The sequence below is a fragment of the Dyella terrae genome, assembly GCF_022394535.1.
Taxonomy (GTDB): Bacteria; Pseudomonadota; Gammaproteobacteria; order Xanthomonadales; family Rhodanobacteraceae; genus Dyella.
Genome location: NZ_CP089414.1, coordinates 2,615,263 through 2,628,936, shown reverse-complemented (window position 1 = coordinate 2,628,936; position 13,674 = coordinate 2,615,263). Strand labels below are relative to the sequence as shown.

Here is a 13,674-nt window from a genome sequence, read left to right as displayed (position 1 = left end):
GTGATGCGACATCGGAAAATCGACGTGGCTCCGGGGTCCATTCATTGGTTGGCCTATCGTAAAGCGAATCTCCAACGGTGTGCGGCAGTAGCGGTCACGGATGCCGAGACATCTGCCATACACTGAAACGGCTTCATCATGCGTCGTCACTTGGGGCGACATCACAAGGGTTATCTATGCTCAGGATTGCATCCGGATTCGCACTAGCGTGCGTGCTGGTATCCATGACTTCCCATGCGGCAGATGCCGCCACGACGGCCTACGTCGCCGCGCGCGACAAGGCCGTTGCAACGTTCAAGGTGGCTAACCTGGAAGATCCGAAGACGGATGAGCGCATACAGGCATCGTTGCAGACGTTGCAGGGCATGATGCAGGGCATCGTGGGGCCAATACGGTTGCGGGGCTTTCCGCCGAAGGGTTCGTACTACGTCGATACCCTCACCGACGAGGAAGGCTACGGGAAACTGGACGGCATGGCGGTCGGCTCGTCGGATGAGAAATCGTTCGCGCTGATCACCACGTTACCGCTGCTGCGGGATTGGCTCGATCACTCATCCGATATCCCGAAGCCATCGACGTCGACTGGCGTTGATGGCCTTGCCGGCGTGTTTACCTCGGAAACGTTCTATACCGAGGCGTTCTCCGATGACGCGCATTACTACAAGTACGCCGAGCTGCCTGTTGCGCAGGGGACGTCAGGGGTGGCACGCGCCATCCTGTTCACCTCCGCGCAGGACGATCCCGCGCCGTCGCCGCCCGACGGCATCCTGGTTGCCGTGGTAAACGGCGAGCGCGTGGTGCTGCTGCGTAAGTCGTGGACGGCACCTGATATCCCCGAATGCGCTGCGGCCTATCGCGAGGCAAACAAGAAAGCCGACGCAGCGCTGTCGGCTTACCACGCGTCCAAGCTGGCGGACAAAGCCAAGTTCGATCAATTCGGCGACCTGCACGAGAAGGCGAACGGCGCTTTCCTGCAGTGCTATGCGCAGCGTCTACCGAGCGTGGCCGCGTACGCCTCGTTGGTGCATGAGGCGCAGAGCATGGTTGATCTGGTGAAATGACCTGTCGGTGTGGATCACGCTCCACACCGGGTAGAGTCGAATCCAGGCCCCAGCGTTCCAGTCGGATGTTGGGTTCGGGGCGTCTGGATCTAACGGATGCGCCGCGTTACGGATTATCTGCCGGTGCATCGCTGGGCTTTGGCATGACGGCGAACAACCACTCGTTGCTCTCGCCGTTGCGCGTGACATAGGTGCCAGCCGCCACCGTCTGGCCTTGCCATTCCCGCGCAGCAGACAACCAGCATGAGCGGAGTTCAACGCCGGTGGGCTCGGGGTCTACGATGGTGTAGTCGCCGCCGGCGCAGGGCCAGCCATCCAGCAACTGGTCGCCGCTCAGGGCTACCTGTAGTTCCGTGGAGTACTCATCCAGCTTGATCGAGTTGATGCGCAATTTGCCCAGTGACACGGGTTGGTCGCTATGCACGTCCAGCAAGGTGCGCTGCTTGTGCAAAGAGATGCGGCTGCCCTTCACTTCGTAATGGGCGATGCTTCCCACAGGGAACGTCGCGCCGGCAGCCAGCACGGGCTTCTGAGCGGTCACGGTCTCCTCGCTGGTGTAATCGTCGAACATGTAGCTCTTGAACAGCGCCCACGCCAGCATCAACACCGGCGAGACCAGAAACAGCAGCGCTGCGCCGATCCGTTTCAGCAACGACAGGCGCTTGCGCAGCAGTAGAAACACGACGACGGTCAGGCACAACCAGAAGACGGTCACGATCTCGAATGCCGCCACGGCCAAGCCGCCCAGGCTGCCTACGTCGGCACGACTGCTCAGCGGGAACAGGCCAAGCAGTAGGGCGAGCGGTATCGTTTGTCTAAAGCGCTTCACGGCCGGCCCGCTGCGGGTTCAGGTACGAGGTCGCGGAAGGAGAGCAGAAAATCAGTCAGATTCATGGGGATAGTCAGCGTCCTGCCGAGGTGAGCGCAGGGTAGCGCTTCCTTCCGCGGCGATGCAAAAGGCGGGTGGGGCGAGCCTTCACATCTTGCCCGCTCTTTCGCTCGCCGGCATTGGGGCCGACAATGGCGCAGACCTGCCCCAGGCAGGCCATACCGTTCCGTTCCCAGGTGCCGAGCCATGAGTTTCTCCAGCGACGACTTCGACCACGAGCATGCGTTCGACGATGACGACGATTCGCTCGATGCCTATGTCTGGCAACTTTTCCTGATGATCAACCCCGGCGACGACGATTCGGCGTTCCAGCAGTTCACCGCCTACCGCGAGGTCGTGGGTGATACGCCTGATGAAGACGTCGACGTGGCCCAGGTGGTAGGGCAGGTGGCCGATTGGCGGTCCGCATTCAACGTGGGGGCTGAGGACACGCGGGCGCTGGTGCAGGCCATTGACGAGCTGGCGTCCCGCTGGAACCTGTCGATCGACTGGGGTGGCGACACCGACGAGGATGAATTCCACGCGGACGCCGATACCTCCGGATTGCTCGGCACTGCATATGACCAGCTTGCACCGCATGGTTACACGCTGTGGGTGCTCGACACGGATGACGACAGCGTTGCCGGCTGGATAACACTGTCACGTAACGTTGAGCCGATGCGCGAACTCGCGACGGAGTTGGGCGTTCACCTGCATCGCGGAAACGAAATGGGCTGAGCATGGCCCGGCGTTGCCGGCGGATGATGCGGTTCGCGTTACCCTCTTTCCACCCACGGCATGTCGGAGTGAACCATGAAGAATTACCTGGCGGTATTCATCGGTAACGAGGCGAGCTACAAGGCGTCCGGATGGAACGCCTTGAACGAGGCGGACCGCAAGGAGCGGGAACGAGCCGGCATACAGGCTTGGGACCATTGGGTATCCAGCCACCAGAATGACATCGTCGAGATCGGTACGCCGCTGGGCAAGACATTGCGCGTGTCCTCGCGCGGCATCGAGCCGTCCAGGAACGAACTGACGGCTTTTACTATCGTCAGGGCCGAATCGCACGAAGCGGCGGCCAAGCTGTTCGAAGGCCATCCGCACTTTATGATTTTTCCGGGTGATTCGATCGAAGTCATGGAATGCCTGGCCATTCCCCGATAAGGCCGCGTTGGGCGAAGCGACCCGCTGGTGCCAGCCGACGCTCAGCAACAGCCATCTAAAGAGAACGCATAGCTCGACGCAAGCGCCTCAGGTGCGGTAGCAAGTAGCCCGAATGGAGCAAAGCGCAATCCGGGGCAATCCCGCGAAAGCCTAAATAGCGTTGCACGGTGAAGTGTGGTTTCCCGGATAGCGCTGCGCTTATCCGGGCTACTCGCTAAAGAGAACGCATAGCTCGACGCAAGCGCCTCAGGTGCGGTAGTGACCAAAGAAAAGGCCTCGCGAGAGCGAGGCCTTTTCTGGAGCGTCGAGACGTTACCTCGCCTTTCCGAACTTGTACGTGGCCTCCAGATAGAACGAGAGGCCGTACACGTTGTAGTTCTGTCCGTTGTAGGGCGAGCCCGAGGTGCCAGGGTAGCTGTCGTCCTTGGGCGGAGTGTTGTCGAACAGGTTGTTCTCCACGAACGAGAGAGCCAGGTTGTCTATCGGTGAGTAGCTCACGCTGGCGTTGTAAAGGAACCATGGCGCCAGCCGCAGCAAGTAGCCCGAATGGAGCAAAGCGCAATCCGGGGCAATCCCGCGAAAGCCTGATAGTGCCGCGCGGTGAAGTGTGGTTTCCCGGATAGCGCTGCGCTTATCCGGGCTACTCCCTTGGTCGTGTGGCGCGCCAACACCGTAGCCCGGATGAAGCAAAGCGCAATCCGGGGCAATCCCGCGAAAGCCTGATAGTGCCGCGCGGTGAAGTGTGGTCTCCCGGATAGCGCTGCGCTTATCCGGGCTACTCGCTGGCTATCGTCAGGGCCGAATCGCATGAAGCGGCGGCCAAGCAAGTAGCCCGAATGGAGCAAAGCGCAATCCGGGGCAATCCCGCGAAAGCGCTAAATAGCGCTGCGCGGTGAAGTGTGGTTTCCCGGATAGCGCTGTGCTTATCCGGGCTACTCGCTAAAGAGAACGCATAGCTCGACGCAAGCGCCTCAGGTGCGGTAGTGACCAAAGAAAAGGCCTCGCCAGAGCGAGGCCTTTTCTGGAGCGTCGAGACGTTACCTCGCCTTTCCGAACTTGTACGTGGCCTCCAGGTAGAACGAGCGACCGTACACGTTGTAGTTCTGTCCGTTGTAGGGCGAGCCCGAGGTGCCGGGGTAACTGTCGTCCTTGGGCGGAGCGTTGTCGAACAGGTTGTTCACCACGAACGAGAGAGCCAGGTTGTCTATCGGGGAGTAGCTCACGCTGGCGTTGTAAAGGAACCATGGCGCCAGTTTCCCGGTGCCCGCGGCGGTGTAGTTGTTGAGTACCGATGCAAGGTAGTTGGGCGTGCTGCCGTAGCGGTTGACGTAGAGCGTGCTGCTCCACTTGCCGATGTTCCAGGTTGCCGAGGCGTTGGCCTTGGTCTTGAAGTCGGTGCTGTAGTACGGGTTCCGCAGCAGGTCGATGAACGGGTCGCCGGGATACGACTGTCGTTCGTGCTTGAGGATGTCGCTGTAGGACGCATTGAAGGCCAGCGATCCGTAGGCGCCAAGCTTCCATAAGTATTGGAAGTTGGATACCAATGCATTGAGCTTTTCCCGCGAGACATTCATCTTGGGCGTGTAGATCGTATCGATGTCGCCTAGATACTGTGAACTGGTCTGCGGCAGTCGAACGATCTGTGACAACGCCTGCTGGCAACTGGGTGAGTTGATGTCCGCGCCGCCGCTGCGGCAGAGGTACTCCTGCTGCGAAAGAAGGTCGGCACTTTGCTGATCCACCTCGTTCGCGATATTGAAGTGGTAGTAGTCGACACTCCAGGACATGTGGGTGATCGGCGACCACACGAAGCCATAGTTCCACACGGTCGCGGTGATTGGCTTGAGTGCGGTATTGCCGGAGTTCTGTCCGAAGAACTGCGCGTTGTAGTACTTGTTGGGGCAGTTGCCGATATTGGCGCCGGTGTATCCCGCCTGGGCGCAGTTGTAATAGTCGGTGACCGAATTGTAGTAGCCGCTCGGGCCCTGGAACTCATCGGGCAGCGTCGGCGCTTTGAACGCAGTGCCGTACTTTCCGCGGAACAACAACGATTCCAGCGGTCGATACTCAAGGCCTACGTTGTAGGTGGGGTGGTTGATGTTCTGGCCGTTCACCTTGTAGTTGTCGTAACGGGCGGACACATCCATCACCAGTTCCTTGAGCAGCGGCATGTTGAGCTCAGCCGTGCCGGCATAACGGGAACGGTGTCCGGCGCCCTGCACGGCGGTGGTTCCCCAGACACCGCCATCCATCAGTTGCGTATCTGGCGAGTAATCCCAGCCCTGGTTGCCGCCTTCGAGCGCCAGAGCCACACCGGCGTCGCCGCCACCCAGCGTGAACGCCGAGGCATTGGTGACCTGCCCGCGCAGCATGTTGTCCCACGTTTTGGAGCGGGTGTCGGTATAGCCGGTGAAGCTGCGGAAGTCAGACACCGGAACCGGCTGGTAGAACGCGGCGTAGTTGGGGTTGTAGATGGGGTAGCCGTTGCGCGTGCCCAGTTGCGGCCCAAGGACGTGGTCTTCGAAGTAGCCATCGATGGCGTCGGTCCATCGCGCGAATCGGCGCTCGATCAAATGGTCGTCCGAGTGGGTGAAGTTGACGTCGTAGTCCCAGTTGGATTGTCCGATGACGCCTTTGCCGCCCAGCGTGAGCATGTAGGAGTTCTCGACACTCTTGTTCATGATAGAGCTGTAGCCGCCGACTTCTTCCGGAGCAAACCCGCGTTGCAGGTTGACGAAGTCCTTGAGGTTCGGATCGTAGAAAGCGCCAAAATCTGCCGACGTGCCCCACCACGTATAGCTGGTGCCCGTGGCGTATTTCTCCTGATCGTAGTTGTAGAGCAGGTCGCCGTAGAGCTGCAGGCTGTCGGAGGCGTCGAACGTGGCATGCGTGTACAGATTGGTGATCTGCTTGTCGTTCTTCAGCGTGCGGTAGCCGGGTGAATCGAACGAGCCGCAGTAGCCACCGCTGTTATTACGGTACTGGTAGCCCTCGGCGCCGCCAAAGAGGCCTGTGGTGCTGTTGCAGGCGCCCGGTGCCAGCCGGTTTGGGTCGACGTAGCTGTTGCGCACCTTGGTTGTACTGTTGACCAGGAAGTCACGCGAGGCGGTGGCCGGACTGGTGCCGTCGTTGAAGTACTGTTTGGTCAGGTCGCGGTCGTAGGCCCAGATGGGACTCGTGTTTTCGTACTGCGCGCCCACAGTGATGTTGAACTTGCCGATGCCAAAGCTATCGGCGAGGTAGATGCGGCGATCGGCGCCGCCGCCATCGCCGTACCAGCCGTAGCGAACGTCCACTACGGGCGCATCGACTTTCTTCTTCAGCACGATGTTGACCACGCCAGCAATGGCGTCAGAGCCGTACAACGACGACTGGCCACCTGGCAGGATGTCGATGTGATCCACCATAGCCGCCGGAATACTGGTGAGGTTGTTGAAGGCGCTGCTGCCGTTGTACAGCGCAGGGAAGTCACCCATGGGGCGACCGTCGATCAAGTACTTCACGTAACCAGGATCGAGGCCGAACATGCTCATCGTCTCGGCACCCTGGGTAAAGCTGGCCGAGCTGGAGTTGCCCTGCACGCCGCCTGTGGCGAACGATGACTGCTGGAGGGCCTGGGCCACGGTGGTAAAGCCCCGTGCCTTCAATTGGTCCGCGGTGATGGTGGTCACCGGGGTCGCCGTTTCCACTTGGGATTGGGGGATCAGTGAGCCGGTGACGGTGACTACATCGAGCCGTTTGGCCTTATTGGATGCGTCCGTCGTCTCCGTTGGGTTGGGTGTGGTGGATGCTTCCTGTGTACCTTCCGCTGCCATGGCCATGCCTGCGTGCGCGCCACCAAGGGCAAGCGCGGCCAGCACGGCCACCGTGATCGTTTCCTTCCGCATGTGGTCTCCCCACCAATATCTTCACCAGTCGACGCCTTCGTGGATGGCGCGTTGGTGTTCGCGCACAAGCCGTGCGCCTGCGCAGCCGTCGCAATTGCTGGCCGCGCTTTTGTTATTGGCGATGGAGACGTTTCATGCAAATCGACGGTTTCATCGGCTGCTTAGGCAAAGGACTACATGCCGTGTAGGTCAATCGAACAATTGGCCTGGGATTACTTCTAAAAAGTGTGGAAGGAAAAGCGAAATCACTATTTGGCAAGAGAGTCGTCTGGAGAATTGATAACTTCAGCCAATGCCTTCGCATTAATGCTTGCGAATCGGACGCGAACTGTTCGGAAGGAGACGGCCGCTAGAGGGCGTTCCCGTACGAATGTCCGGCATATGTTGACTGAAAGTTCTCTCTTTTGAGCGGATGATCAGCATCGTTTGGTATCTGATATGTGAAAAATGCCTTCATGTATAAGCCTCAACTTTGCTTGAATCGAGCGTCTACTTTGGCGGTCATTGGCGATGCTCTTCGCACTTCTGCAAGAAATATCTAATACGGCATATGAGGACTTTTCGTTTGAAAGGAGCATCCAGAATGACGAGGGGCCGGCAGCTTGCTCGGTCGGCTTATGCCTTCTGGCGCGAATCAGGTGACCACAGAGCAGGCGAGTCATCTCAACGTCACGGACGTGGAGCAGATTGCAGGGCAGGCTGAGCGCGCTAGCCCGGGTGTTGTCGATCAGGTCGGCCTTTTCTACGCCCGGCACTCTGCACTCATCAAGACGCTTGGCGGCGCGGCGTTGCCCGTTATGCTGGCCTAGCTCCGCGAACATCAACAGGGCTTGGCCCGTCGTCTTACGCCCGCGCGTAGATCGTTACATCACCTACGGAGAGCGATACCCATGAGTATTTTCGGAACCATTGTCAGCAAACTTTTCGGCAAGGCCAATGCTGTCACCTCCACGGATGCATCGACGGCCGTGACGAGCGCACCCGCAGCACCGGTGGCGCCTGAGGTCGTCAGTCCCGCCACGGCGGCGCCGTCGGTCACGCCGCTGTCGGGCGTAGACGTGGCCGCCGTCATGGATAGCTTCGTCAGCGAAAGCGGGCAGAAACTGGACTGGCGTGTGTCTATCGTCGATATGATGAAAGCACTGGGCATGGATAGCAGTCTGGACCACCGCAAGCAGCTTGCCGGCGAACTCGGGTACACGGGCGATACGAACGACTCGGCCAGTATGAATATCTGGCTTCATAAGGAAGTACTGAAGGCACTTGCGGCCAATGGTGGAACGTTGCCTGCCAGCCTCACCAGCTAATTGTCAGGTGGTACAAGTGGATGCAAAAGGCCGGCGTTTATGCCGGCCTTTTTCTTTAGGCGCAGCGAATTCGCGAATGGCTGTTGTGCATCCCTGGTGTCGCCTCGCGGAAGCGTATAGGCACTATTACGTAACGACTAACGAAAACCTGCACTTGCAAGCCGTGCGACGCGTGGATACTCTGCGCATCCCGTCAACCCAGCCATGAGGAGGAATAGAACCATGATTCTTGTAGTTGCAGCCTCCGCCGGGTCGTCGCGCTTCTGATTGTCCCGCCAGCGTTCTGCTGGCGCGCTTCAACACTCCCGCTTCGCACCCCGGCGATTCGCTCGGCCCCGATTCGTGTGGCCGTCGCATTTCTCGTTTTTAGGGTGTTTTCATGCCTTCTCAGACTTTTTCGCTGCACCAGCTCGGCTGGCAGCCGGAGTATGCGCAGTATTTGACGTTGGCCGATTTCGAGGCCGGCTACCCCGCGCGCGTGATGGCGGCGCATCGCAGCGGGTTGATCGTGATGTCCTCGCGTGGGCAGGCACCCGTGGCGTTGCCACGCGATCTGGCCGAGGCTGATACGGGCGTGGCCGTGGGCGACTGGGTGCTGGTGGAGCACGAGGCCGATCGCGTGTTGTCCCTGCTCGATCGCCGAACGGTGCTCGTGCGCCTCGCCGCGGGTGGCGACCATCAGCGGCAGTCCATTGCGGCCAATCTCGACGTGTTGTTCGTGGTGTCGTCATGCAATGACGATTTCAATCCGTCACGCCTGGAACGCTACCTCACGCTGGCGCTCGATGCGGGCGTGACACCGGTGATTGTGCTCACGAAGGCGGACATGGCCGACGGCGTGGCCGACTACGTGAACACGGCAGAGCAGTTGATGCCCGGCGTACCGGTGATTGCACTCAACGCGATGGACGCAGTCTCTGTATCGCAACTGGCGCCGTGGTTGGCGCCCGGCAAGACGGTGGCGTTCGTGGGGTCATCCGGCGTGGGCAAGTCGACGCTCACCAACAGCGTGATGGGCGAGGCGTGGCAGCAGACGTCCGGCATTCGTGAGGACGATGCGCGTGGTCGCCATACCACGACCGCACGCGAGATGTTCCCGACGCCCTCGGGTGCCTGGGTGATCGACACGCCCGGCATGCGCGAGCTTCGCTTGGCATCGGGGGAAACGGAGCTGGCTACGGTGTTCGAAGACATCGTGGCACTCGCAAAGCAGTGCCGCTTTCGTGATTGCCAGCACGAAGGTGATGCGGGTTGCGCGGTGGAGGCGGCGATCGCTGATGGTGTCTTGGAAGCTCGACGTCTGTCGAACTATCGCAAGCTGCAACGCGAGGTTGCGCACGCACAGGCGACACTGCGTGAGCAGCGGGAGCAGGGGCGTCAGTTTGGTGCCATGGCGAAGCAAGTGATGCGCGCCAAGCGAGAGAGGCAGGGGCGGTGATTCACCGCCCCTGACGTTTGGATAGTGCTCTACGGGGCGCGAAAACCCTTTACTTCCAGTCGAGCTCCGTCATCACGGGGAAGTGGTCGGATGGATAGCGGCCATCTTGCTGGGTCGTCACCGTGGCGAAGCGTGTTGGCGTGAACCCGCGTTCGAAGATGAAGTCAATGCGTACCGAGGGATTGCCGGTGAAGTCATGGAAGGTCTTCTCCGGCCCTTCCACCTTCGGTGCGGTAGCGCGCGTGTCGACAAGATCCTTGGCGAGCAGCGCATAGGTCGGACTGCTGGGCTCGGTGTTGAAGTCGCCGGTGAGGATAACGGGCGCGTTCGCCGGTAGCTGCGCGATACGGCCGAGGATCTCCTTGGCACCTTTGACGCGCGCGGGTTCGTCTTTCTCCTGATAGGGAAGGTGCGTGTTGTAGTAGTAGAAGCTGCGATGCGTGGCTTTGTCTTCGAACAGTGCCCAGGTCACCATGCGAGGCAAGGGGTGTCCCCAGGTGATGCTGCCGGGTACGTTGGGTGTATCCGACAACCAGAAATTGCCGGAGTCTTTCAGGGTCAATCGGTCTTTCCGATAGAACACGCCCATGTGTTCGTCACTGTGGCCGCCGCGCCGGTCAATGCCGAACCAGGTATAGGAGGGCAACTTGCCCACGATGTAGTCCCCCTGTTCCTGATGCAGCTCTTGCGTGCCCATCACGTCGGGCTGTTGTTCGCGGATGGTGCGCACCATGATGTCGCGTCGTGCCTCCCAGCGGTTGGGTCCATCGGACTCCACGGGAACACGTACGTTGAAGCTCATCACGCGCAGCGACTGTGCAGCGAGCGGCAGGCTGGCCAGGGCCAGTACAACGGACAGCAGGGTGATACGCCAAGGACGAGACACGGTCGGGCTCCATGATGTCGGTGGGCAGACCGTAGCACGCGTTGGATTTGAACGGGTCTATACGGCAGCCACTGCCGGAACGGCTGTGCGCGTATAGTGCGCGCGTCCCAACGTTCGGAAATCCACATGTCTTTGTCAGTGGCCATACGCGACCTTCATCCGTATGAGTTCGGCGCCCTCGGTCAGTTGATGGTGGACGTCTATCGAAGCCTGCCGGGGTTTCCCTCGCCGGATGAGCAGCCGCGTTACTACGAGATGCTGGCGAACATCGGCACCTTCACTCAGAAGCCGAAGGCACGGGTGTTAGTGGCAGTAGATGACGAAGGGAAGGTGTTGGGAGGCGTGGTCTACTTTGACGACATCGCCCAGTATGGCGCCGCGTTGCCGCTCGCCATGGCCGATGCATCGGGTATACGGCTGTTAGCCGTCCATCCCTCCGCGCGCGGTCAGGGTATTGGCAGGCAATTGATGGATGCCTGTATCCAGCTTGCCCGCGAGAGTGGGCATCGTCGAGTGGTATTGCATACCACCGAGGCGATGCGCGTTGCATGGGACATGTACGAACGCATGGGTTTCCAGCGCGTACACGAGCTGGATTTCGCACAGGCGATGTTGCCGGTCTTCGGCTTTCAACTCGAATTGCATCACGCCTGATCGCGTCGCCACTCACTTCGCCAGAGACTCACGTCCATGCCCCAGCGCGTTGCTACCTGCAGTTGCCGACAGCTCATGCTCCGTACCACGGAGGAACCGCTGCGCGTGTCCATCTGCCACTGCAATGCGTGTCAGCGTCGCACCGGCAGCGTGTTCGGCGTGCAGGCGCGGTTTCGCGAGGGGGCGGTTGTCATTCGTGGCCAGTCCACCGCGTATGTGCGACGTGGCGATACGGGTGGTTCCGCGACGTTCCACTTTTGCCCGATATGCGGCGCCACGGTCTACTACCGGTTGGATTCGGTGGAGGGTGTCATTGGTGTGCCGGTGGGAGCTTTCTCCCGCTCGGACTTTCCTGCGCCGGGCATCTCCGTGTTCGAGGAATGCATGCATCCGTGGGTGACCCTGCCCGATGGCATCGAACACATGGACTGACAGCGCTGTCCGTCGTGTTCTTCATGGATGTTGAGTGTTTTTTTTGTTTGGCCTGAAAGATTGCCAACCGGGTCACGCTGACCGCAAGAAATTACCTGTCAAGGAAGCCTACCCCGCGCCGATACCCACTCAAGGCGAGTAGCCGCCTTTCTGTCGGGAAATCAGCACCATGCGTCTCACAATTCGTTTGAGGATCATCGCGACCATGGGCCTTGCCCTGTTGCTCGCCGTGGTCATCGGTTTGGTTGGTCTGTACGGCGTGCGCAGCACGTATGCGCTGGTCGACGACATGTATCGGAACAACGTGCAGGCGATGGCGGCGATCAGCCAGGCACGGGCATCCATCATCGAAGATCGCCTTGCCCTCAATCGCGCCATCATCGACCCCTCGCACCACGATGCGGCGGCGCGAATCAAGGCAGGCCACGACAGCCTGATGGCGGCATGGAAGCGCTATTACCCCGACATGGTGTCTGCTGACGACGAGCGCGCAGTGGCCAAACAATTTGACGATCTCATCAAGGCATCCGGAGCGGATGTAAGCCATGAGGCGGAACTGCTGGACGCGGGCAAGGCCGAAGAGGGGCGCCAGTTGCATATCGGCAAGGTGGCCGATGCCATGGGCAAAGCTACGGATGCTATCGACAAGCTCATGGCCATCAATGAAAAGCAGGCCGCGCAATCGGCACAGAATGCAGAGGCGAGTTTCCATCGCACCTGGCAGGTGGCGCTTGGCGTGCTGGTGATCGCCATTGCGGTACTTATCGGCGCGGCGATGGTATTGATCCGCGCGGTGACCCGTCCGCTCGATCGGGCGCGTTCGCTTGCGAATGCGATTCAGCAGGGCAAGCTCAACAATGCCACGCTGGTTACCGGCAACGACGAACTGACCGACACGCTCCGTTCGCTTGACGAAATGGATCGCCAGCTTGCTGGCATCGTGACGCAGGTGCGCGACGTGGCCGAGCAGGTAACGTCGGCGGCGCGCGACCTGTCCCAGGGTAACGATGACCTGTCGCAGCGCACGCAAGAGCAGGCCAGTTCGTTGGAAGAAACCGCTGCGTCGATGGAAGAACTGTCGAGCACGGTCAAACAGAATGCCGAGGGTGCTGGGCAGGCGCGCGAGATGGCGTTGCGTATGCGCAAGCGTGCGGAGGAGGGTCGGGATATCGCCGGCTCGGCCGTTGGCGCCATGCAGGCCATTACTCAGGCGAGCAAAGAAGTCGGCGAGATCGTCGTCCTGATCGACGAGATTGCCTTCCAGACCAACCTGCTAGCACTCAATGCGGCCGTAGAAGCGGCGCGCGCGGGCGAACAGGGCCGAGGCTTCGCGGTGGTGGCGACGGAGGTGCGCAATCTCGCTCAGCGCAGCGGCGCGGCAGCGAAGAACATCAAGGCACTGATTCAGGACACCACTGAAAAGGTGTCCGAAGGCGCGGAACTGGTGCAGCGTACCGGCAACGCCCTCAACGACATCGCGGGTGATGTGCGCGAAGTGAGCACCATCATCGAGGTGATCGCAGCGGCGTCCGAGGAGCAATCCGCGGGCATCGGGCAGGTGAACAATGCGGTAGTGACGCTGGATGAGGTGACGCAGCAGAACGCCGCGCTGGTGGAAGAGGCCAGTGCCGCCAGCCGCAACACGCTGGACCTATCGCGAGTGCTTGTGAACGAAGTGGCCTACTTCACCCTGCAGGGTGAGGCTCCGCGCGAACCAGCAGCGGCTCGCGTCGTTCGTGGGGCGCCAGCGATTGCGGCGCCGACGGCATCCCCGGTGGCGCCGGCTCGCCAGCGCGCGGAGCCCGCCATGGCAGTCGCCGGCGACGTGTGGACGGAGTTCTAGTCCCTGAATAAATTTTTGCGGTTGGATCAACGCATGGAGCGCTCGCGCGTTCCATGTGTCTTACCGCGTTCAGGGCGAGGCATCGAGGGGCCGTTATGAAGCAAAGGGAATTCGACCGTTGGGCCAGGATC

Annotated in this window: 13 protein-coding genes; 9 read left to right on the top strand and 4 right to left on the bottom strand. The window is 60.5% G+C overall.

Features of this window, described 5'->3' with window-relative positions; translation table 11 throughout:
- The first annotated feature begins 224 nt into the window (after positions 1 to 224).
- Positions 225 to 1,061 (top strand): hypothetical protein, encoded by an 837-nt coding sequence (locus DYST_RS11355; RefSeq protein ID WP_239951949.1) that lies wholly within the window; start codon positions 225 to 227, stop codon positions 1,059 to 1,061.
- Positions 1,062 to 1,167: 106 nt separating this feature from the next.
- On the opposite strand, the gene DYST_RS11350 is transcribed toward DYST_RS11355, so the two are convergent.
- A complete protein-coding gene (locus DYST_RS11350) occupies positions 1,168 to 1,890 on the bottom strand; it encodes a hypothetical protein (protein ID WP_239951947.1) in 723 nt (240 codons plus the stop codon).
- Positions 1,891 to 2,136: 246 nt separating this feature from the next.
- On the opposite strand from DYST_RS11350, the gene DYST_RS11345 reads away from it, so the two are divergent.
- Positions 2,137 to 2,667 carry a DUF6630 family protein gene (locus tag DYST_RS11345; protein ID WP_102301897.1) on the top strand — a complete coding sequence of 177 codons (531 nt, stop codon included), beginning with the start codon at positions 2,137 to 2,139 and terminating at the stop codon, positions 2,665 to 2,667.
- A gap of 75 nt (positions 2,668 to 2,742) precedes the next feature.
- Positions 2,743 to 3,096, top strand: a complete 354-nt coding sequence (locus DYST_RS11340; RefSeq protein WP_239951945.1) for a hypothetical protein — start codon at positions 2,743 to 2,745, stop codon at positions 3,094 to 3,096.
- Between the two features lie 312 nt (positions 3,097 to 3,408).
- Here DYST_RS11340 and DYST_RS11335 read toward each other — a convergent pair whose 3' ends face one another.
- Together DYST_RS11335 and DYST_RS11330 are read right to left on the bottom strand one after the other, a co-directional pair.
- Positions 3,409 to 3,651 carry a TonB-dependent receptor gene (locus DYST_RS11335; protein ID WP_239951943.1) on the bottom strand — a complete coding sequence of 81 codons (243 nt, stop codon included), beginning with the start codon at positions 3,649 to 3,651 and terminating at the stop codon, positions 3,409 to 3,411.
- 482 nt (positions 3,652 to 4,133) lie between these two features.
- Positions 4,134 to 6,983, bottom strand: coding sequence for a TonB-dependent receptor domain-containing protein (locus tag DYST_RS11330; RefSeq protein WP_239951941.1), 2,850 nt, complete (start codon positions 6,981 to 6,983; stop codon positions 4,134 to 4,136).
- A 638-nt stretch (positions 6,984 to 7,621) separates the two neighbouring features.
- Between DYST_RS11330 and DYST_RS11325 the strand changes: the two genes are divergently transcribed.
- The 3 genes from DYST_RS11325 (at position 7,622) to rsgA (ending at position 9,728) form a co-directional block, all read left to right on the top strand.
- Positions 7,622 to 7,792 (top strand): hypothetical protein, encoded by a 171-nt coding sequence (locus DYST_RS11325; protein WP_239951939.1) that lies wholly within the window; start codon positions 7,622 to 7,624, stop codon positions 7,790 to 7,792.
- Positions 7,793 to 7,873: 81 nt separating this feature from the next.
- Positions 7,874 to 8,290, top strand: coding sequence for a DUF3597 domain-containing protein (locus DYST_RS11320; RefSeq protein ID WP_239951937.1), 417 nt, complete (start codon positions 7,874 to 7,876; stop codon positions 8,288 to 8,290).
- Positions 8,291 to 8,669: 379 nt separating this feature from the next.
- On the top strand, positions 8,670 to 9,728 hold the full coding sequence (gene rsgA, locus DYST_RS11315; protein WP_239951935.1) for a ribosome small subunit-dependent GTPase A: 1,059 nt from the start codon (positions 8,670 to 8,672) through the stop codon (positions 9,726 to 9,728).
- A gap of 49 nt (positions 9,729 to 9,777) precedes the next feature.
- Here the strand turns inward: rsgA and DYST_RS11310 are convergent, their stop codons facing one another.
- Complete coding sequence (locus DYST_RS11310) at positions 9,778 to 10,614, bottom strand: endonuclease/exonuclease/phosphatase family protein (protein WP_239951933.1); 837 nt, start codon at positions 10,612 to 10,614, stop codon at positions 9,778 to 9,780.
- A gap of 126 nt (positions 10,615 to 10,740) precedes the next feature.
- Between DYST_RS11310 and DYST_RS11305 the strand changes: the two genes are divergently transcribed.
- The 3 genes from DYST_RS11305 (at position 10,741) to DYST_RS11295 (ending at position 13,543) form a co-directional block, all read left to right on the top strand.
- Complete coding sequence (locus DYST_RS11305; protein WP_239951932.1) at positions 10,741 to 11,268, top strand: GNAT family N-acetyltransferase; 528 nt, start codon at positions 10,741 to 10,743, stop codon at positions 11,266 to 11,268.
- A gap of 75 nt (positions 11,269 to 11,343) precedes the next feature.
- A complete protein-coding gene (locus tag DYST_RS11300; RefSeq protein WP_239951931.1) occupies positions 11,344 to 11,700 on the top strand; it encodes a GFA family protein in 357 nt (118 codons plus the stop codon).
- 169 nt (positions 11,701 to 11,869) lie between these two features.
- Positions 11,870 to 13,543 carry a methyl-accepting chemotaxis protein gene (locus DYST_RS11295; protein WP_239951930.1) on the top strand — a complete coding sequence of 558 codons (1,674 nt, stop codon included), beginning with the start codon at positions 11,870 to 11,872 and terminating at the stop codon, positions 13,541 to 13,543.
- The last annotated feature ends 131 nt before the right edge of the window (positions 13,544 to 13,674 follow it).

What these genes read in the sequence shown, in the direction of transcription:
- DYST_RS11305 (WP_239951932.1), top strand. Translation starts at nt 10,741, where the DNA reads ATGTCTTTGTCAGTGGCCATACGCGACCTTCATCCGTATGAGTTCGGC.
- DYST_RS11320 (WP_239951937.1), top strand. Translation starts at nt 7,874, where the DNA reads ATGAGTATTTTCGGAACCATTGTCAGCAAACTTTTCGGCAAGGCCAAT.
- DYST_RS11330 (WP_239951941.1), bottom strand. Translation starts at nt 6,983, where the DNA reads ATGCGGAAGGAAACGATCACGGTGGCCGTGCTGGCCGCGCTTGCCCTT.
- DYST_RS11300 (WP_239951931.1), top strand. Translation starts at nt 11,344, where the DNA reads ATGCTCCGTACCACGGAGGAACCGCTGCGCGTGTCCATCTGCCACTGC.
- rsgA (WP_239951935.1), top strand. Translation starts at nt 8,670, where the DNA reads ATGCCTTCTCAGACTTTTTCGCTGCACCAGCTCGGCTGGCAGCCGGAG.
- DYST_RS11295 (WP_239951930.1), top strand. Translation starts at nt 11,870, where the DNA reads ATGCGTCTCACAATTCGTTTGAGGATCATCGCGACCATGGGCCTTGCC.
- DYST_RS11355 (WP_239951949.1), top strand. Translation starts at nt 225, where the DNA reads ATGACTTCCCATGCGGCAGATGCCGCCACGACGGCCTACGTCGCCGCG.
- DYST_RS11340 (WP_239951945.1), top strand. Translation starts at nt 2,743, where the DNA reads ATGAAGAATTACCTGGCGGTATTCATCGGTAACGAGGCGAGCTACAAG.
- DYST_RS11345 (WP_102301897.1), top strand. Translation starts at nt 2,137, where the DNA reads ATGAGTTTCTCCAGCGACGACTTCGACCACGAGCATGCGTTCGACGAT.